Raw genomic sequence first — 19,946 nt, forward strand, 5'->3', positions numbered from 1 at the left:
TCACCGGTCTGCCGTTTCGGCCCGCTCACCTGGGGATGTGCTGTCCATCCATACGACACTGGCGATTCGGCCGGTCGATCCTTCGCGACGGTGACTGAACAAGGCCCGGTCCTCGATGGTGCACCGCGGATCCTGAGCGACCCCGGGCACTCCCGCGGCGAGCAGTTGAGCGCGGATACCGGCGGGAATGTCGAGCCCCGGCGTGTTACGGACGGTGATCGTCGCGCTGCCGGGGAGATGCTTGTCGACGTCCGCTCGCATGGAGGCGGGGACCTCGTACTGTCGGCCGCTCGCCGCCGGACCGAGAAATGCGCCGATCCGCGCCGGAACCGCCCCGAGCTCGACCATGGCAGCCAACACCCGGGGAACGATGCCGATGCGGGCACCGACCCGTCCTGCATGCACCGCTGCGATCACGCCGGCCTCCTCGTCGGAGAGCAGGACCGGCACGCAATCGGCAGTCAACACCACCAGACCGAGATCACGTTGCGTCGTCACCAACGCATCGGTCATCGGCACCGGCTCGGACACCGGACCGTCGACCACGGTGACGGTGCGTCCGTGGACCTGCTCCATGAACACGAGCCGTTCGAGTCCCATACCCAGTCGATCGCCGAGGCGTCGACGGTTGGCCTCCACCGAAGCGGGGTCGTCACCTACATGGTCGCCGAGATTGAACGTGTCGAACGGCGGTGCCGAGACGCCGCCCGCCCGCGTCGTCGAGACGCGTCGGACACGAAACGGACCGGCGGAAGCGGTGTCACTCACCGCCGCATGAAGGACGGCACATCGACTTCGTCTTCGCCCTCGTCCTCGGCGATCGGAACGCGACGGCCGGAACCGACGCTCTCGCGGCCCTGTCCGGACGAGTCCCGGCCCTGGCCGGACGAGTCGCGACCGTAACCGGCTGCGGATTCGCGGCTCGACGATTCGCGGTTGGACGAGCTCGACGAGTTCAGCGGCGGCAGACTGCTCCCACTCGGTGCGCCGACCGGGTCGCGGAACACGGCACCGTCGGAGCTGTCGGTCGACTTGGAGGACACCTCGCCCGAGCGAGCCGATCCGATGGGGCCGCGGGTGGAGGTGGCAGCTTCGACCGGACGCCGCGTCGGGGTTCCGCCGTCGAAGCCTGCGGCGATGACGGTCACGCGGACCTCGTCGCCGAGCGAGTCGTCGATGACGGTGCCGAAGATGATGTTGGCGTCGATGTGTGCGGCTTCCTGCACCAGCGAGGCGGCCTCGTTGATCTCGAACAGACCGAGGTCGGATCCACCGGCGATGGAGAGCAGCACTCCGCGTGCACCTTCCATCGAGGCTTCGAGCAGCGGCGAGTTGATCGCCGATTCGGCTGCCTTGATCGCGCGACCCTCACCGCGTGAGGATCCGATACCCATCAGTGCACTGCCTGCGCCGGACATGACGCCCTTGACGTCGGCGAAGTCGACGTTGATCAGTCCGGGAGTGGTGATCAGGTCGGTGATGCCCTGGACACCGTTGAGCAGTACCTCGTCCGCGCTGCGGAACGCGTCCATGAGGCTGACGGCCGCGTCGCCGAGCTGGAGCAGTCGATCGTTGGGGATGACGATGAGCGTGTCGCAGGACTCGCGGAGCTGCTGGATGCCGGTGTCGGCCTGTCCACCGCGCCGCTTGCCCTCGAAGGAGAACGGCCGGGTGACGACACCGACGGTCAGTGCACCGAGCTTGCGAGCGATGTTGGCGACGACAGGAGCGCCACCGGTGCCGGTGCCGCCTCCCTCGCCTGCGGTGACGAACACCATGTCGGCACCCTTGAGCACCTCTTCGATCTCGTCCTTGTGATCGTCTGCTGCGCGGCGGCCGACCTCGGGATCGGCACCTGCGCCGAGTCCGCGGGTCAGTTCGCGGCCGACGTCGAGCTTGACGTCTGCATCACTCATCAGCAAGGCCTGAGCGTCGGTGTTGACCGCGATGAACTCGACTCCCTTGAGTCCCTGTTCGATCATGCGGTTGACCGCGTTCACGCCGCCGCCGCCGATGCCGACGACCTTGATTACGGCGAGGTAGTTGTGCGGGGGCGTCATGGGCTCTCGCCTTCCGTGGATTGTTGCCTGAAATGTGGAAAACCCTCAACCTAAACCACAGGCTTAGAGTTATGTCAAGTACTGAACTGGTCGAAACGCTATTCATCGCCGACGACTATCGCCATTAGGCGCGCCGACGCCACGCGAGAAATTCCGGTCCGCGCGTCGAAACTATTTGGTGGTGGGCAGATCCGGACTCGACACGTCGAAGATCTGACCGGGCTGGGACAGCAATGCGATCGCGACCGCGCCCTTGCGCTCGGAGTCGTCCTTGCTGCCCCACACGACGGTGCGCCCGTCGAGCAGCAGAATCGAGATGTCGGACAGCGTGCTCGCCCGCAGCTCGGCGGCCTGATCACGCAGCAGCGGTGGCAACGTATCGAGAACCGCCAGTGCATCTTTCGTCACCGGATCACCGAACACCGGATTGTCGGTCACCAGACGCACCACCCCTGGCGGTGGCGGCGCGATCGCGAAATCGACGCCGGTGGAGTCCAGGAGATGGGTGCCGTCCGGAGAATCGAAGAACGCCACCGGAACTCGCTCCTCGACCGTCACCTGCACGGTGGACGGATACTGGCGTTGCACGCGGACCGTCGCCAGCGCCGGGATCGTTGCCACCCGCTGCGCCGCCCCCGCCGTGTCCACCCGAACCAGCGGAAGGCCGACGGGTACGTCCAGCCGGTCGAGGATCTCCTGCTCGGACACCGACGATGCCCCCGCGACCGCGATGGTGCGAACGGACAACAGCGGCGTGAAGTACACCAGCGCAGCCGATCCCACCACGACGACCACCACGGCGAGCGCAATCAGAGCGGCTTTGCGACGCGACCGCTTCACTCGGGCGCGCTCTTCTTCCCGTGCCTGAGCGCGGGCTTGCTTGTCGGTGACCGCGGACGGCGAATCACTCTCTCGTGCAGCTGTTCCCGACCTCGAAGAACGGACTCGATCGGAGCGGCGGGTCACGTCGACGGCCGATCCTTCGGTACTCCGCGGCCGGTCGCAGCACCGAAATCGGTCTTCGAGCGAAGCGCATCGAGAATCGGCCCGCCGAGCATCGTCACGTCGCCGGCTCCCATGGTGATGACGACATCGCCGGGCACACTCAGGTGGGCGACCTGCTTGGCCACCAACGACAGATCCGGCTGATAGTTCACCGGCTTGGTCACCGAAGCGGCAACCAGCGCCCCCGTCACACCGGGCAACGGCTCCTCGCGCGCGCCGTAGACGTCGAGCACGACGATCTCGTCGGCCAACGACAACGCGGCACCGAACTCCTCGGCGAACGTCGCGGTCCGCGAGTACAGGTGCGGCTGAAACACCACCACCACCCGTCCCTGCTCGCCACCCGAACGATCCTGGCCTACCACGAGGGCCTGCGCGGCCGTCAGGACCGCACGCACCTCGGTCGGATGGTGCGCGTAGTCGTCGAACACACGGACGCCGTGCTCACGCCCGGTGAACTGAAAGCGTCGATGCACGCCGCCGAAACCGGTGAGCCCGGCCAGCAATTCCTCGACACCGGCACCGACCTGGCGCGCCGCGACGAACGCCGCCAGCGCGTTGAGTGCAGTGTGCCGGCCGGGGACGCCGAGCCGTACGGTGCGCGCCGCGTCCTCACCTGCGATCTGCAACTGCGCGACGCCACCGATGTCCTCGGGCTCCCACGCCAGCAGCCGAACGGCCATGTCGACCGGCCCCGCGTCGACGTCCGAGGACCCGTATCCCAGCACCGTGACTCCGGGAAGGTTCCGCTCGACCACGCGTCGAGCCAGCGCCGCCGAACCCGGGTCGTCCATGCAGGCCACGAGCACACCGCCGGGACCGAGGAGCGCAGCGAAGTCGTCGAACACCTGAACGTAGGCGTCGGTGGTGCCGAAGTAGTCCAGATGATCGGCTTCGATGTTGGTCACGATGATGACGTTGGCCGTGTACTGCAGCAGCGAGCCGTCGCTCTCGTCCGCCTCGGCCACGAACACGTCGCCGCTGCCGTGATGGGCGTTGGTCCCGGCTTCGTTGAGCTCTCCTCCGACGGCGAACGACGGATCGAACCCGCAGTGCTGCAGGGCGACGACCAGCATCGAGGTCGTGGACGTCTTTCCGTGCGTACCCGAGACCAACAGCGTGCGGTATCCCTGCATGAGAGAAGACAGCACGGCCGGTCGCAGCACCACCGGAATTCCGCGTTCGCGAGCTTCGACGAGTTCGGGATTGGTCTGGGGAATCGCGGCGTGGGTCGTCACGACCACGGTGGGCCCGCCGTCGATCATGTCCAGGGCGCTGGCGTCGTGACCGATGCGGACCTGGGCGCCGCGTGCGCGCAGTGCGAGCACGCCGCGCGATTCCTTGGCATCCGAACCCGACACCTGTCCCCCGCGAGCGAGCAGGATCCGCGCGATGCCGGACATTCCGGCACCACCGATGCCCACCATGTGTACTCGTTCGAGCTCTGCCGGCAGATCCGACATCGCACCCTCAGTTGTCACGCGGACGTCTCCCTCGTTCTCTTCTCATGCGCGACGCCGCCCAGCTCAGCGCCGCGCCGCGTGCGCGGTATCGAGCACGATCTGCGCGACGGCAGCTGCTGCGCCCTTGTGCCCGGCACCGGCGGCGGCACGAGACATGGTGGCGATTCGTTCGGTGTCGGCCAGCAGCGCGACCACTGTCTCGCTCACGTATTGCTCGGTCAGTGTCGCATCGGGTACCAGGATGCCACCTCCGGCGTCGACCACGGGACGGGCGTTGAGTTCCTGCTCGCCGTTGCCGTGCGGCAGGGGCACGTAGACGGCGGGCAGACCGGTCGCGGAAACCTCGGCGACCGTCATGGCACCGGAGCGACAGATCGCGAGGTCCGCGGCCGCGTACGCCAGATCCATCCGGTCGATGTAGGCGCGCGCGACGTACGGCGCGGCCGGATTGCGCTGCTCGACATCGAGCGAGTTCTTCGGACCGTGGGCGTGCAGAACCGAGATACCCGCATCGGCGAGGGCCGCCGAGGCTCCGGACACCGCGTCGTTGAGCGATCGGGCCCCCTGTGAGCCGCCGAACACCAGCAGCACCGGGCCGTTCTCGGGCAGGCCGAAGTGCGCGCGAGCCTCCGCGCGGACGGCAGCCCGATCGAGGCCGGTGATGGTGGGACGCACGGGAATTCCGATCACGTCCGCGTCGGCAGCACCGCGCGCGGCGATCCCCGAGCCCGCGACCGCGGCGAGTACCCGCTCGGCCGAGCGGGCACCGACCTTGTTGGCGATACCCGCTCGTGCGTTGGCCTCGTGGATGACCACGGGAATTCGGCCGCCACGGCCGAACAGTCGACCGCGGGCCGCGAGATAGGCCGGTAACGCGACGTAGCCGCCGAATCCGACGAGCACGTCCGCCTCCACGGCCGCGAAGATCTCTCGGGTGCGGCGCACCGATCGCACGACGCGCAGCGGCAACTTGAGCAGGTCGACGGTGGGCTTACGGGGCAGCGGAACGGGCGGAATGAGCTCGAGTGCGTACCCGCGAGCCGGGACGAGAGTCGTCTCGAGGCCGCGGCTGCTGCCGAGAGCGGTGACGGTGACGGTGGGGTCGAGGACACGCAAGGCGTCGGCCACAGCGAGCGCAGGCTCGATGTGCCCGGCCGTTCCGCCCCCGGCAACCACTACGGAAATCGGTCGAGATGTCTGCTTCACCGTCGATATCCTCGCTCACCCGAGCGGACGGGAGGGCGACCGGGTTGTGGTTCCGGCCGCGGACGGTATGCCGATCGCGATCCTGCGGCGGGCTCTCGCCGGACCGGATCGCTTCGACGGGGGTTGCCGCGGGGAGCGTCGCCCCGGTACGCAGTCGATGTGGGCGACATCGTGTCGGTCCGTGAACTGGAGACGCGCGTGCGGGCACGGCCGGGTTCGGCAGCCCGCGCTGTCCGTGCGTCACTGCCCTTGCCCTTACGGGACTCGAGGCGTTTGCGATCCTGCGCCGCCAGTGTGGGGCGAGTGGACTTCGAGCGCGCCATCGCGGCTCGCTTGGGCGAGAACACGGCGGGCAGCGGCAGCTTCAGAGCTCGCGCGATTCGGCCCTCCTGCCCTGCGTGCAGGGCCGCGATCGCCTCGGGTTCGTGGCGGGCGGCGCTCGCGATGATGCCGAACATCAGCAGCGTGATCGCGGTCGAGGTGCCACCGTAGGACACCAGGGGCAGCTGCAGACCGGTCACCGGCAGCAACCCGACGACGTAGCCGATGTTGATCATGGCCTGGCCGAACACCCAGCACGTGGCACCTGCGGTCAAGAGCCGCAGGAACGGATCGACCGAACGCATGGCGATGCGCAGGCCGGTGTAGACGAAGAGGCCGAACAATCCGATGACTGCGAGGCAGCCGATCATTCCGAGTTCCTCGCCGATGATGGCGAAGATGAAGTCGTTGTGCGCGTTGGGCAGGTAGCTCCACTTCGCGCGGCTCTGCCCGAGCCCGCGACCGAACATTCCGCCGTCGGCCAGGGAGTATTTCGCCTGGGTGGACTGATAGGACAGGCCCTGGGTGTCCTCACCCGGGTTGAGCCAGGCCTTGACGCGATTGGATCGGTAACCGGCGGTGAACGCGAGCACGGTTGCCAACGCCAGACCGGTCATCAGCACCGCACCGAACAGCCGAGCGTTCAGGCCGGCGAACCACAGCAGCGCCACCAGGATGATGCCGAGGGCGATGGCGGTACTGAGGTTCGGTTGCAGCACGACGAGCAGACACATCAGCAGACCTGCAGGCAGCAGCGGCACCAGCAGCGATTTGATGTTGCCGTGCTCGCTGCGCCGCGAGGCCAACAGGTGTGCGCCCCACAGAACCAGCGCGACCTTGGCCAGCTCGGACGGCTGGAAGGACACGACGCCGAAGTCGAACCAGCGGCGCGCACCTTGGCGTTCGGCACCGATTCCGGGGATGAGCACCAACATGAGCATGGTGATCGAAACCAGGAACAGCGGAAAAGACAGCTTTCTGAGGTAGCGAACCGGCAGCCGGAGAGCGACGTAGAACGCCACGACTCCCAGCGCGACACCGATCAGCTGCTGGGTGAAGAGCGCGTACCCGGACTCATCGGCTGCGAAGGACTCGGCGGACGACGCCGACAGCACCATCACCAGGCCCAACACCGTGAGTAGTACCGCGATCGTGACGACGAGATGGAAGGACGCGAGCGGGCGGCCGAACCACAGGCCGATTCGGGTGCGTGGAGCGGCGGTGCGGCGAGGTGGACGCGGCGGATGACCGGCGGCGGTCACGATCGCGGCGATCCGATGTCGGTGGCCTCGAGGCGCTGGACCGACTCGGCGAAGCTGCGGCCGCGGTGGCCGTAGTCGGCGAACATGTCCAGTGACGCGGCGGCCGGGGCCAGCAGGACCGTATCCCCCGGCGCGGCGAGTTCGGCCGCATGGGCCACGACCGCCCGCATCACCGCATCAGCATCTTCAGCACCATGAGTCACACCAGCATCGTCTCCCGAAGGGAGCCTGACGACCGGAACATCGGGCGCGTGTCGCGCCAAAGCCTCTGCGATCTGCATCCCATCGCGCCCGAGAACGACCGCAGCCACGAGACGATCGGCGATCTCGACCACCAGATCGTCGATCACCGCACCCTTCAGCAACCCACCCGCGATCCACACGACGCGATCGTGGGCCGAGATCGACGATCGAGCGGCGTGCGGATTGGTCGCCTTCGAGTCGTCGATGAACGTCACCCCGCCGAGCTCGCGCACCACCGCCGCACGATGCGGACCCACCCGATAGGTCTGCAGCCCCACCCGAACAGCGTCGGCGTCCACACCGATCGAACGAGCCAGCGCGCCTGCTGCGAGCGCATCGAGAATGCCGGACGGGCCGCTCGGCTCCACCTCGTCCGCAGCGAGAAGATCGACGTTCGCACCGAAGGCATCGTCCACGAGCATCCCTGCCCGCACTCCCAGCTCACCCGAGGCCGGCTCACCCAGCCGAAACCCGACGACGGTGGCTGCGGGTGATCCGGCAGCGAGACTCGCCGCCCTCGAGTCGTCGAGACCGACCACCGCGACATCACCGCTCAACACACGAGCCTTGGCCTGGACGTATCCGTCCATACCGCCGTGCCAGTCGAGATGGTCCTCGGCGATGTTGAGCACCACCCCCGCCGCCGGACGCACCGACGGAGCCCAGAACAACTGGAACGACGACAACTCCACGGCGAGCACACTCGGATGCGGGGTACCGCGCAACGCGTCGGCGATGGGGAGTCCGATGTTGCCGCAGGCCACCGATGCGATGCCTGCGGCGTCGAGTATCGACGCCAGCATCGAGGTGGTGGTCGTCTTTCCGTTGGTGCCGGTGACCACCAGCCAGCGAGTTCGGGGTCCGTACAACTCGGCCCGGTCCACGTGCCAGGACAACTCGACATCGCCCCACACCGGAATGCCCTGCTCGGTGGCCGCGGCCAGCACCGGAGAGTCGGGACGAAAGCCGGGACTGGTGACGACGAGCGAAAACGCAGCGAGCGCCGCCGGATCGGCGAGTAGGTCGTCCTGCAGCACCACGGCAGCCCCGAAGTCCGACGCCTCGTCCAGCGCGGCACGATTCGAGTCGGTGACGGTGACGACGGCACCGAGATCGAGCAACGGTTGCACGACGGCCAGTCCCGAGATGCGGGCACCGGTCACCAGCACCGAACTGCCGCGCAACCAGGTCAGGTCGGTCCGAGCGTCGTGCGGAGATTCGTCCATGCCCTATCCGCCGACAGCAGCGAGATACTCGCTGTAGAACAGAGCGAGTCCGACGGCCGACGCGATGGCGGCCAACAACCAGAACCGGATGATCACCGTCGTCTCGGCCCATCCGGCCAACTCGAAGTGATGATGGAACGGTGCCATGCGGAACACGCGTCGGCGACTGGATCGGAACACCGCGACCTGGATGACGACCGATGCGGCCTCGGCGACGAACAGCGCACCGATGACCACCATGATCAGTTCGGTCTTGGTCACCACCGACAGGCCTGCGATCAGACCGCCGAGGGCCAGGGATCCGGTGTCGCCCATGAAGATCTTGGCAGGCGCGGCGTTCCACCACAGGAAGCCGATGCAGGCTCCCGCTGCCGAAGCGCAGACCAGTGCCAGGTCGAGGGGATCTCGGACGTCGTAGCAGCCGGGGGCGGGCCCGGCGGGCCCTGCGCACGCCTGGCGGTACTGCCAGAAGGTGATGACGGTGTAGGCACCGAGCACCAGTGTCATCGACCCGGCTGCGAGGCCGTCCAGGCCGTCGGTGAGGTTGACCGAGTTGGACCACGCGATCACGAGCAGGCAGACGAAGAACACGAAGACCACCGCGGACATCGACCAGGTGGCGATATCGCGTACGTACGACAGTTGGGTGCTGCCAGGAGTGAGCCCACTCTCGCTGCGGAACTGCAACACCAGGATCGCGAACAGCACGGCTGCCGTTATCTGACCGACGTACTTACCGGTGGCGTTCAGACCCAGGTTGCGCTGCTTGCGGATCTTGATGAAATCGTCGAGAAAGCCGACGAGACCGAGCACCGTGGTCAGGCCGAGGACGAGCAGGGCCGAGGCCGACGGACCGTCTGCGTCGTAGCCGATACCGATCAGGTGCGAGCCCCAGTAGCCGGCCCAGATGCCGACCAGAATTGCGACGCCGCCCATGGTCGGTGTGCCCCGCTTGGACTGGTGACTCGCCGGGCCCTCCACTCGAATCTCCTGGCCGAAGCCCTGTTTCGAGAAGGTCTTGATCAGCACCGGGGTCAGGAGAATCGCGACCGCGAGCGCGATGCCTCCGGCGAAGAGGATCTGCCTCACTGCTCACCCTCCGCGGTGGCGCTCGACGCATCGGCCAGCAGGGCGTCTGCGACGGTCCACATCGCCCCGGACTGCGAGGCTTTCACCAGCACGATGTCGCCGGGACGCACTTCCTCGTGCAGTACTGCGATCGCGGTTTCACGGTCGGGCACCAGCATCGATTCCTCGCCCCACGAACCCTCCATGACGGCACCCTGGTGCAACGCCCGGGTGGGACGGCCGGTGTCGACGATGATCAGACGGTCGACGTCGAGGCGGACGGCGAGGCGGCCGATCGCGTCGTGCTCGACCACCGAGTCCGAACCCAGTTCGCCCATCTCTCCCAGCACCGCCCAGCTGCGGCGTTTCGGTCCGTCGTCGCGACGCGACATCGACACCAGTGCTTTGAGTGCGGCGCGCATCGAATCGGGGTTGGCGTTGTACGAGTCGTTGACGACGGTGACGCCGTCGGCGCGGGTGCGCACGTCCATCCGTCTGATCGACGTCGGTGCGGCGGCCCCGAGCGCCTGGGCAACCTGCGTCAGCGTTGCTCCGCACTCGAGGGCGACGGCCGCTGCCGCGAGGGCGTTGCCGACCTGATGCTCACCGTGCACCGCCAGGGTGATCGGTACCGAACCCGCTGCGCATTCGAGCGTGAACGACGCCCGGGCGTCGGTGTCGACCTGCACGTCGAGGGCTCTGATGTCGGCATCTGCGTTGCGCCCGACCGTGACGACGGCAGCCGTTGTACGCGTGACCATTTCGGCGACGAGGCGATCGTCGATGTTGAGGATCGCCACTCCCCCGTCGGCGGCACTCGGGAGCGCCTCGACCAGCTCGCCCTTCGCCAGTGCGATGGCCGCGCGCGAGCCGAACTCGCCCAGGTGCGCGGTTCCGACGTTCAGGACAACCCCGATCCGGGGCGGTGCGAGCGTGGCGAGTTCGGCGATGTGGCCGATTCCTCGGGCGGACAATTCAAGACAGAGGAAATCGGTGTCGGCATCCGCTCGCAGCGCCGTCCACGGATGTCCCAATTCGTTGTTGAACGATCCGGGCGGTGCCACCACCGAGCCCAGAGGCTCGAGGACCGCAGAGATCAGGTCCTTGGTCGAGGTCTTCCCGGAGGATCCCGTCACACCGACGACGGTCAGGCCGTGCTCGGCCGTCAACTCGAGCACCGAGGCCCGGGCCAGAGCGCCGAGCGCGGACAGTACTGCCGAACCGGAGCCGTCCGGGTCGTTCTCGAGTGCCATCGCGCGGCTCTCGTGCGGAACCGGACTGACGACCACGGCCGGTACGCCCACCGGACGCGCGGCCAGTACCAGCGCCGCACCTGCGGCAACCGCGGCGGCGGCATGGTCGTGACCGTCCACCTTCGCGCCGGGTAGGGCGAGAAAGATGCTGCCGAGGGTGACCTTGCGGGAGTCGAACTCCACCGGTCCTGGCACCACGACCGTCGGATCCGGCACATCGTGCACCGTGCCTCCGACGATCTCGGCGATGCGGTCGATCGAGAGGGGGATCACCGTACGCCCGCGCTCGTACCGACCCGACGCGCATCGATGGCCGAGGCGAGTATCACTCGATCGTCGAACGGATGCTTCACACCCGCTACCTCTTGTCCGGTCTCGTGCCCTTTACCTGCGATCAACACAACATCCCCTTCGCGTGCCCACGCCACGGCCTGTTCGATCGCCGCTGCGCGGCCTGCCACGTTTCGTACTTCACCGCGGGCCTCTTCGGGCACCGACAGTGCGCCGTCCTCGACGGCCTGTCGAATGATGGCCGGGTCCTCGCTGCGCGGGTTGTCGTCGGTCACCACCAGGAGCTCTGCGCCGCGCGCTCCGGCGGCACCCATCAGGGGACGCTTCGCGGTGTCGCGATCGCCACCTGCTCCGAGTACCACCGCGATTCGTCCACGCGAGGATTCGCGCAACGTCGCCAGCACGGCCTCGACGGCCGCAGGCTTGTGCGCGTAATCGACCACCGCCAGGAAGTTCTGTCCACGGTCGATCCGCTGCACGCGGCCCGGCACGTCGACCGTCGCGACCCCGGTCACGGCCTTGCGCACGTCGGCCCCGGCCGCCGCGCAGGTCGCCAACGCCAGCACGGTGTTCGCGACGTTGTAGCGACCCGGCAACCGGACCGAGACCGGCAGCGACGCACCCTCCGGATCGGCGACGGTGAACGACTGGGTGCCGTCGTCGTGCTTGGCCCAGTCCGAGACCGTCCACTGCGAATCGGCACCGGTCGACGCGGTCACCACGGCCGACCCGGCCGATCGAGCGATGTCGGCCATCCGCATGCCCCACGCGTCGTCGACACAGACGACGGCGGTGTCGGCACGAACCGCCGAGTCGGCCGCGAACAACCGACTCTTGGCGGAGAAGTAGTCCTCGAGAGAGTCGTGAAAATCGAGGTGATCCTGGGAGAGATTGGTGAACGCACCGATCGCGAAGCAGGTGCCGTCGACCCGGCCGAGGGACAACGCATGGGAGGACACCTCCATCACCACCGTGTCGACACCTTGCTCGACCATGACGGCGAAGAGCGCATGCAGCTGCGGGGCCTCGGGCGTGGTCAGCGCGCTCGGTACATGACGGCCCAGAACACGGGTCTCGATGGTGCCGATCAGACCGCATCGACGACCTGCAGCAGTCAGGCCGGCTTCGAGCAGATACGACGTCGTCGTCTTTCCCGAGGTACCGGTGATACCGATGACGGTCATCTTCGACGACGGGTTGCCGTAGACGAGAGCGGAGACCGCACCCAACACCTGGCGCGGGTGCTCGTGCACCAGAACCGGAACCTGTAGACCCGTGCCTGCGAGCGCTCCCCGCACGATCTCGAGTCCGGCCGGGTCGGTGAACACCGCCACGGCACCGCGCTCGACTGCGTCGGCGACGAACTCGGCACCGTGTCGAGACGATCCGGGCAGTGCGGCGAAGAGATCGCCGAGAAGAACGGACTGCGCGCGCAGATCGATACCGGTCACGCTCACACCGGCGGGATCGGCCTCGCCGATCGTTGCACCGACCGCGGACGCCACCTCCCGTACTTCGGTGTGCGGTGGATGCGCCGGACGTGAACCCGGAGCCGGTTGTGAATCCGATGACACAGTCACTCCTGCTCCCTTCCTCTCTACTGCCGGCCACGCGCCTGCCGCGGCTCGATCACGCCGCGGCGGCAGACGAACGAAGACGCCCGAGCCGATGTGTCAGATTACCGGCGTCCGGGATCGTGATGTCGCCGCCCCGACTACGAGGACCGGCGGGTCGGGATCTCAGTCCGCCTGCAGAACCAGCTTGGGTCCGGGGTCCGCGGACATCGGCACGCTGTCCCGCTGCAGCATCCAGCTGGCGATGTTGTGGAACAGCGGTGCTGCCGACTGGCCGCCCGAACCGTCGGCGCTGCGGGTCGGGGCGTCGAGCATGATCCCGATCACGTAGCGGGGATCGTCGGCGGGCGCGATGCCGGCGAACGTGATCCAGTAGTTCGAGTTCGAGTAGCACTTGCACTCGGGATCGACCTGCTGAGCCGTACCTGTCTTGCCGCTGATCTGGTAGCCCTCGACCCCCGCGGCCACTCCGGTACCGCGCTGGTTCCCGGTGTCGTCCTGAGTGACGGATCGGAACATGTTGCGGACGGTCTTCGCGGTATCGGGACTGACCACGTACACCCCGTCGGGCTGCTGGGTCTCGGTTCGCTGACCGTTGGCGTCCACTGTCGCTTCGACGATCCGCGGCGGGATGCGAACCCCGTCGTTGGCGATGGCCTGATACATCCCGGTCATCTGCAACAGCGTCATGGACAGGCCCTGACCGATGGGGAGGTTGGCGAACGTTCCACCCGACCACTGATCACGGCTCGGTACATTTCCCGCGCTCTCGCCGGGCAGACCGACGTCGCTGCGTTGGCCGAGGCCGAACTTGGTGAGCATGTCCGCGTAGCGATCCTCACCGACGCGCTGCGCCAGCATGAGGGTGCCGACGTTGGAGGACTTACCGAACACGCCGGTCGTCGTGTACGGCACGACGCCGTGGTCCCACGCGTCCTTGACCGACACGCCGGACATGAAGATGCTGCCCGGTACCTGCAGCACCTCGTCGGGTGTGGTGAGTCCGTACTCGATGGCTGCGGCCGCGGTGATGATCTTGTTCACCGAACCGGGTTCGAACGGCGTGGTGACGGGCAGATTGCCCATTTCCTTGGTGCGCTCGTTGTTGCCGACTCCGATACCGGGATTGAAGGTGTTGTCGTTCGACATGGCGAGCACCTCGCCGGTGTGCGAATCCTGAACGTACGCCGAGGCGTTCTTCGCTCCCGACAGGTCCTTTGCCAACTGCACCTGCTGTTGCACGTAGTACTGCAGATCTGCGTCGATGGTCAGTTCGACACTCGAACCGTTGACCGCCGGCTGCTTGTCCCGCCAGCTTCCTGGAATGACGGCACCGTCGGATCCGCGGTCGTAGGTCTGCGAACCGTCGGTTCCGGCCAGGGTCGCGTCGAGCGAATCCTCCAGACCGAGCAGACCGTGTCCGTCCCATCCGGTGGCACCGACGATGTTCCCGGCCAGCGATCCGCCCGGGTACTCACGGATGTCCTGACGCTCGAGTCCGACCTGCTTGAAATCCTTGCTGATCTTCGACGCCACGGTGGCGTCCACTCCGCGGGCGAGGTAAGTGAATTCGTCATTGCTCTTCAGCTTCGCGAGCAGGTCCTTCTCGCTGATCACATCGCCGAGATCGCTGTGGATGCGGGCCGCGATGTCCTCGAGGTACTGCTCGGTCTCCGGCTCGGTGGGGTCCTTCGCCCTCGCCTCGTCGAGTTCCTTGCGAACCCGAACCGGTTGGAACGTCAGCGCTTTGGCCTCCATCGTGAAGGCGATCGGATTGCCGTTGCGGTCCAGGATGGATCCACGCATCGCCGGATCGACGAGAGTTGTGGTGCGTTGCGACGCCGACTCGGCCGACAACCTCGGCGCATCGAATCCTTGAATCCACAGCAACTGTGCCGCCGCGACGGCGAGCGCCACATACATCAGAACGCGACCGGTGCCGTGACGGAACCGAAAGGTGGACGAGTCGAGACGCTTTCGGCTCGGTGGCCGACGGCGTGGAGCAGGCGACGGCCTGGTCACTGCCCGCCACCCGATGCTTCGCCGGTGGACTCGGGGGCTTCGACCGAAGGTGTTTCGAGCGAGGGGATGCTCATGGGAACCAATTGTTCAGCAAGCGCGGTGTTTCCAGCTCCATTGCTTGTACTCGGCGTGGCGGCGCGGGTGTCGATCGTGCCCGAGGTTCGGTTGGGCTGAGACGCGCTTCGCGGCGTCTGCTGCTGCGATGACTGCGTGCTCGGATTCGCGACGGTGCCCTCGCCTGCGGCCGCGGCCGGTACCGGATCGAGCGGTGCCACCGGCGCACCGTCGGCCGGAGCCGGAGTACCGACGACCTGGACACCGCCGTCCGGCGCGACGATCAGACGCGCGGAGTTCTTCGCCGGGACCATCCCGAGCTCGGCGGCCTTGCGCGCCAACTCCGGAGCCGATTCCGCCAACTCCACATCACGCTGCAACGACGCCCGCTCCTGAGCGAGTTCGGCGTTGACGGCCTTGGCGGCGCTGAGATCGTAGGAGTCTCCTGCGGACCGAGTGGTCAGGAGCAACGTCAGACCGAGACCGATGGCGAGCAGGCCGATGATCAAGGCGACGAACGGGATTCGCGCGGCGATAGCGCTTCCGTTCAGCGAAGGCCGCGCACCGGCCCCGGAACCACGCCCAGAATCCGAGGTATGGATCGACGCACGCTGCTGCCTGCGCTCGTATGCGCGAAGTGCAGCGCCTGATCGTCCACCACCCTTGCTCGTACGCTCGGGTCGCGAGAGTGGAGCCTGCGGAGCGACCCTGTTCCTCGGTGCTGGAACCCGATTGCGTTGTGTTCCAACGGTTGTGCCTGGAACCGTCATTCCGCTCTCCTTGCAATCCGTTCGGCGGCGCGCAATCTCACCGGAGCCGAACGTGGGTTGTCGTCTATTTCTGAATCCGAGGCACGCTCGGCACCTCTGGTCAGGAGCCGGAACTCCGGACCCATTCCTGGAAGCTCGACCGGCAGCCCCTCGGGACTGCGGGACTTGATCCGAGGTGCCAACTCCTGCTTGACGACTCGGTCTTCGAGCGATTGATACGACATGAAGACGACCCGGCCGCCGACAGCCAACGCGTCGAGCCCGGCAGGTACCGCCGCCTTCAACGAATCCAATTCACCGTTGACCTCGATGCGAAGTGCCTGGAAGGTGCGCTTTGCAGGGTGTCCGCCGGTGCGCCGGGTCGCGGCCGGAATTGCGGCATAGAGCAATTCGACCAACGGGCCACTCGTGGTGAAGGGAGTATGCTCTCGGCGTCGCAGTACAGCGGAAGCGATCTTGCCGGCGAACCGTTCTTCGCCGTACGTGCTGAGGACCCGTGCGATGTCGCCGTGCGAGTACGTGTTGAGGACGTCTGCGGCGGTGATTCCCACGGTCGGATTCATTCGCATGTCGAGTGGGGCGTCCACGGAGTAGGCGAATCCGCGATCGGACTCGTCCAACTGCATGGACGACACTCCGAGGTCGAACAGAATCGCGTGAACGGAGCCGACAGCAGGCAGACCGGCCTCGTCGAGCGCTTCGGCGATGCCGTCGTAGGTCGTGTGCACCAACGTGATTCGATCGGCGAAGGGAGCCAAGCGGGCTCCGGCCAGCTCGAGCGCATCGGGATCCCGGTCGAGTCCGATGAGGTGCAGGTGCGGATAGGTCCGCAGGAAATGCTCGGCGTGACCGCCGAGGCCGAGTGTTGCGTCGATCATGACGCGAGTACCGCCGGTGGAGCCGAGTGCGGGTCCGAGCAGTTCGTCGGCTCGTTCGAGTCGAACCGGAACGTGGAGGGGGCCGGCGGATCGACGGTGGGTTCGGTCGGCGGACGACTCGATGTCGTCCGGTCCGGTGCCCTCCGTCATGGTTCCTCCCGGTCGCGCGTACGTACTTCTCGCCCGGGTCCGGGCCGTGCGGGTCGCCCACCGAAGCCGACGCGAATGCATCGAGGTCCCTGTCCGATAGGGAACCTGGCGTTGGGGAAGAACGTCAGGGTCCTGATCTGCGAAACCTGGCGTTGGGGAAGAACGTCAGGGTTCTGATCGGGCAGAGGCCTCGCTGCACTCGCAGGCGACCTGGTTCGGGCTACAAGATCCCTCCGAGGGACTCGTCGAAAGCGTCGGAGAAATCCTGTTCGTTCTCAGCGGAGTAGCGCGCCCACGCTTCGTCGTTCCAGATCTCGATGAAGTCCATCGAACCGATCACCACGCAGTTTCGTTCGAGCCCCGCGTACCGGCGATGCTCGGGACTGATGGTGATTCGACCCTGTCCGTCCGGCCGCTGTTCGTCGGTTCCCGAGAAGAACTGGCGAACGTAAGCACGGGCTTTGGGGTTGGCACGAGAAGCCGCCGTCAATTTCCGAGAGCGCTCTGCGAAGTCGGCCGCGGTGTAGACAGCGAGGCTGAAATCCTGCCCCTTGCTCACCATGACCCCTCCTGCAAGCGCGTCCCGAAACTTGGCCGGCAACGTGAGTCGACCCTTGTCGTCGAGCTTCGGCGTGTAGGTACCGAGAAACACTCGCCACCTCCAGCCTCGACTCTCCGCTGCGGACCACTTTACCCCACTCTCCCCCACTTCGAACCATTCGCAGCCGGAAAACTTTGGCGAAAGTGACATTCATGCAGCTCAGCGTGTACAAGATCGGCTGCTTCGGCAGCGATGCCGCGGGTGATATCACCGGTTCGATTCGGGAGCGACAGCCCTCGGGTCCACCACTGAAGCCGCCTGACCAGCACCTCGACGTCGGGTGTGGCGGATGGACGCAGATCTCTGCCCTTCAGTGGGGCCCCGGTGGGGAGAAGTGGGGAATGTGGGTGAAAGTGGGGAGTGTCGGGGAGGGATCCCAGAATTCCCGTGCGCGGGAGTGTTCGAGCCGACCCTCGACGCGGAGCGGAGGGCTGCAGGCAATTCTGCGGCGTCTGTTCGCGGGCAGAAAACGACAACAGCACCTCACCCGAGGGTGAGATGCTGTTCTACGTCGACGCGTGAAGCTGTGGAGACGAGTCGGTTCGATGGAACCCGGTCGATTCAGTCCTGCTCGAACCTCTTACGGAACCGATCTTCCATGCGAGAGGTGAAGCTGCCGCCCTTGCGACCACCCTTCGATTTCTGCCCGGTAGATCGCCCGGACGTCTCGGCAGCATCGTTGGCTGTGCTGCCTTCGTCCTGCGACGCTGCGGCTCCCTTGCTGGAACCGCCGAACAGGAACAGTGCCCCGGCACCGAACATCAACAAAAAGCCGATGAGACTGACGACGAGAAAAGCCAAACTGTTCGTCGACAATGCAACACCGGCGACGAGCAACACGAGTCCCACTACGAACAGCGCGGCAGCCTGAAAGCGCCTCCTGCTCGACGCCGCGCGTACGCGACCGCCCCTCACATGAGACGCGAATTTGGGATCCTCGGCGTAGAGAGCGCTCTCGATCTGATCGAGCATGCGCTGCTCGTGCTCGGAGAGTGGCACGGTACCTCCCCCTGCACAGATATTGAAGGTCATTTCGGTTACGAAACGACGGGAAGCTGACCTTGGCGGCTACCTGTTGTCGATGATACGAGCTGAATCGGCCGCTTACCACCTACTCGGTCGATGTGTTCCTGAGAAACACCGAAGTTTTCGAGACGCACGTCCCGAAAACTCCGTGCGAACACCGCATGACGTGGCGATTGTCGCCTGACGTCCAGCTGTGTGAGCTACGCCGACAAGGGTGCGGTCATCGGGTCGACGGACGCGAAACGCCCCTGCCCGCCGAGTCGATCCTCGACGGAGTTCAGAAAACGACCGACGTGCCGCTGGAAATCGTCGGCGTCGAGATCGTCGATCGTGCTCGACGCACCGGCCTCGACTGCAGCCCGGGTGGCCGAGAAGGACGCGAAGTAGTCGGCCCAGACAGCAAGGTCCGGTGCCGCCTTCGCCATCAACACCCACGCACTGCGTGAACGAGGACGCGCTCCGATCGAATTCGGCAACGACGCGAGCACCGCTGCCGCGCCTTTCAGTGCGGCGGCGTAGCTGCCGAGAAATCGATCTCCGGCATTGCTCTCCCCGATGGACTCGGACAGCAGAGCATCCGCTCGACCCAACAGAACCTGAGCCTGACGCGACACCGGCGACCGCACTCCGGCATCGAATGCCTTCGTGATCGTCATACTCGAACACCTCCAGTTCGAATCTCCGGCGCGCACCTGGCGCGGCCGGAACCGTGGCGAAGCCTTACAGTCGAACTCCGGAGAATCCGACTCGAGGATCCGAGCCGAAACCACCGGCGCACTCGGCCCCGATTGTCGAACACCCGTTCGACACATTCAATATAGCTGTGCCCACCGACAAGTTTCCGAAGAAAGGTTGAGAACAGTCGTCACCGATGCGCAGACAACGCCGTACCTGGTCGATCTGACGCCCCCGGAATTCCGCCAGCGGCTGTTCGAGGCACTGTCCATCTACGTCGAGGCCATGGGCTATCCGCGTGGAACCGAACAGAGCAGAGCACCGATGTGGAGCGAACACCTGCATCGGCCGGGCTGGCGAGCAGTCGGTGCACTGCTCCCGAACACCGACCCGACACAACCCGATTCCCTGGTCGCCGTCGCATACGGCTACAACGGTGCCGCGCACCAGTGGTGGCATCAACAGGTTCGCGACGGATTGCGACGCACGGGGCATTCCCCACAGAACGTCGAGGCCACGCTCGACGACTACTTCGAACTCACCGAATTGCACGTCCTGCCGAGCGCTCAGGGGCACGGCCTCGGCGGACGACTGTGCAGCCGACTGCTCGACGGCGTTTCCGCGCAGAACGTGATGTTGTCCACACCCGAGGTCTCGGAGGAGGACAATCGAGCCTGGCGGCTGTACCGGCGGCTCGGCTTCGTGGACGTACTACGGGACTTCACGTTCGCCGGTGACCGACGCCCCTTCGCAGTCCTGGGCCGCCGGTTGCCTCTCGACGGGCCAGTAGCCTGAAGG

The 19,946-nt window shown here is 66.4% G+C and carries 17 protein-coding genes; 1 reads left to right on the forward strand and 16 read right to left on the reverse strand.

Annotation, left to right across the window (positions count from 1 at the left end; genetic code table 11):
• The 16 genes from pgeF to AB0362_RS13790 all read right to left on the reverse strand — a co-directional run bounded on the left by pgeF (nt 1) and on the right by AB0362_RS13790 (nt 19,129).
• Nucleotides 1-768 carry a peptidoglycan editing factor PgeF gene (pgeF, locus tag AB0362_RS13715; protein WP_366235726.1) on the reverse strand — a complete coding sequence of 256 codons (768 nt, stop codon included), beginning with the start codon at nt 766-768 and terminating at the stop codon, nt 1-3.
• A complete protein-coding gene (gene ftsZ / locus AB0362_RS13720; RefSeq protein WP_068051956.1) occupies nt 765-2,060 on the reverse strand; it encodes a cell division protein FtsZ in 1,296 nt (431 codons plus the stop codon). The genes pgeF and ftsZ overlap by 4 nt, the downstream gene beginning before the upstream one ends.
• A 171-nt stretch (nt 2,061-2,231) precedes the next feature.
• Nucleotides 2,232-3,026, reverse strand: a complete 795-nt coding sequence (locus AB0362_RS13725) for an FtsQ-type POTRA domain-containing protein (protein WP_366235727.1) — start codon at nt 3,024-3,026, stop codon at nt 2,232-2,234.
• Nucleotides 3,023-4,528 carry a UDP-N-acetylmuramate--L-alanine ligase gene (murC, locus tag AB0362_RS13730; protein ID WP_366235821.1) on the reverse strand — a complete coding sequence of 502 codons (1,506 nt, stop codon included), beginning with the start codon at nt 4,526-4,528 and terminating at the stop codon, nt 3,023-3,025. Before murC ends, AB0362_RS13725 begins: the two co-directional genes overlap by 4 nt.
• Nucleotides 4,529-4,591: 63 nt before the next feature.
• On the reverse strand, nt 4,592-5,734 hold the full coding sequence (murG, locus tag AB0362_RS13735; RefSeq protein ID WP_317784374.1) for an undecaprenyldiphospho-muramoylpentapeptide beta-N-acetylglucosaminyltransferase: 1,143 nt from the start codon (nt 5,732-5,734) through the stop codon (nt 4,592-4,594).
• Entirely contained in the window at nt 5,731-7,317 is a 1,587-nt protein-coding gene (gene ftsW, locus AB0362_RS13740) for a putative lipid II flippase FtsW (RefSeq protein ID WP_317784375.1), read from the reverse strand. Before ftsW ends, murG begins: the two co-directional genes overlap by 4 nt.
• Nucleotides 7,314-8,786 carry a UDP-N-acetylmuramoyl-L-alanine--D-glutamate ligase gene (gene murD, locus AB0362_RS13745; RefSeq protein WP_366235728.1) on the reverse strand — a complete coding sequence of 491 codons (1,473 nt, stop codon included), beginning with the start codon at nt 8,784-8,786 and terminating at the stop codon, nt 7,314-7,316. Before murD ends, ftsW begins: the two co-directional genes overlap by 4 nt.
• A 3-nt stretch (nt 8,787-8,789) precedes the next feature.
• Complete coding sequence (gene mraY, locus AB0362_RS13750; protein WP_032394385.1) at nt 8,790-9,875, reverse strand: phospho-N-acetylmuramoyl-pentapeptide-transferase; 1,086 nt, start codon at nt 9,873-9,875, stop codon at nt 8,790-8,792.
• Entirely contained in the window at nt 9,872-11,380 is a 1,509-nt protein-coding gene (gene murF / locus AB0362_RS13755; protein WP_317784377.1) for a UDP-N-acetylmuramoyl-tripeptide--D-alanyl-D-alanine ligase, read from the reverse strand. Before murF ends, mraY begins: the two co-directional genes overlap by 4 nt.
• Entirely contained in the window at nt 11,377-12,978 is a 1,602-nt protein-coding gene (locus AB0362_RS13760; RefSeq protein ID WP_366235729.1) for a UDP-N-acetylmuramoyl-L-alanyl-D-glutamate--2,6-diaminopimelate ligase, read from the reverse strand. Before AB0362_RS13760 ends, murF begins: the two co-directional genes overlap by 4 nt.
• Nucleotides 12,979-13,137: 159 nt before the next feature.
• Nucleotides 13,138-14,994: a penicillin-binding protein 2 gene (locus tag AB0362_RS13765; RefSeq protein WP_068051974.1), complete on the reverse strand. Its 1,857-nt coding sequence runs from the start codon at nt 14,992-14,994 to the stop codon at nt 13,138-13,140.
• Nucleotides 14,991-15,818, reverse strand: a complete 828-nt coding sequence (locus AB0362_RS13770; RefSeq protein WP_317784379.1) for a hypothetical protein — start codon at nt 15,816-15,818, stop codon at nt 14,991-14,993. Before AB0362_RS13770 ends, AB0362_RS13765 begins: the two co-directional genes overlap by 4 nt.
• Nucleotides 15,815-16,846 carry a 16S rRNA (cytosine(1402)-N(4))-methyltransferase RsmH gene (gene rsmH / locus AB0362_RS13775; RefSeq protein ID WP_317784380.1) on the reverse strand — a complete coding sequence of 344 codons (1,032 nt, stop codon included), beginning with the start codon at nt 16,844-16,846 and terminating at the stop codon, nt 15,815-15,817. The genes AB0362_RS13770 and rsmH overlap by 4 nt, the downstream gene beginning before the upstream one ends.
• A gap of 220 nt (nt 16,847-17,066) precedes the next feature.
• Nucleotides 17,067-17,498 carry a division/cell wall cluster transcriptional repressor MraZ gene (mraZ, locus tag AB0362_RS13780; protein ID WP_027497352.1) on the reverse strand — a complete coding sequence of 144 codons (432 nt, stop codon included), beginning with the start codon at nt 17,496-17,498 and terminating at the stop codon, nt 17,067-17,069.
• Between the two features lie 510 nt (nt 17,499-18,008).
• The gene (locus tag AB0362_RS13785) at nt 18,009-18,446 is read right to left on the reverse strand and encodes a DUF3040 domain-containing protein (RefSeq protein ID WP_068051986.1); all 438 of its coding nucleotides are present in this window, start codon (nt 18,444-18,446) and stop codon (nt 18,009-18,011) included.
• Between the two features lie 227 nt (nt 18,447-18,673).
• Nucleotides 18,674-19,129, reverse strand: a complete 456-nt coding sequence (locus AB0362_RS13790) for an SAV_6107 family HEPN domain-containing protein (protein WP_269593892.1) — start codon at nt 19,127-19,129, stop codon at nt 18,674-18,676.
• 196 nt (nt 19,130-19,325) lie between these two features.
• Here AB0362_RS13790 and AB0362_RS13795 point away from each other — a divergent pair, with 196 nt between their 5' ends.
• Complete coding sequence (locus AB0362_RS13795; protein ID WP_317784381.1) at nt 19,326-19,943, forward strand: GNAT family N-acetyltransferase; 618 nt, start codon at nt 19,326-19,328, stop codon at nt 19,941-19,943.
• The last annotated feature ends 3 nt before the right edge of the window (nt 19,944-19,946 follow it).

It is taken from the genome of Rhodococcus sp. NPDC079359, assembly GCF_040702585.1.
Taxonomy (GTDB): Bacteria; Actinomycetota; Actinomycetes; order Mycobacteriales; family Mycobacteriaceae; genus Rhodococcoides.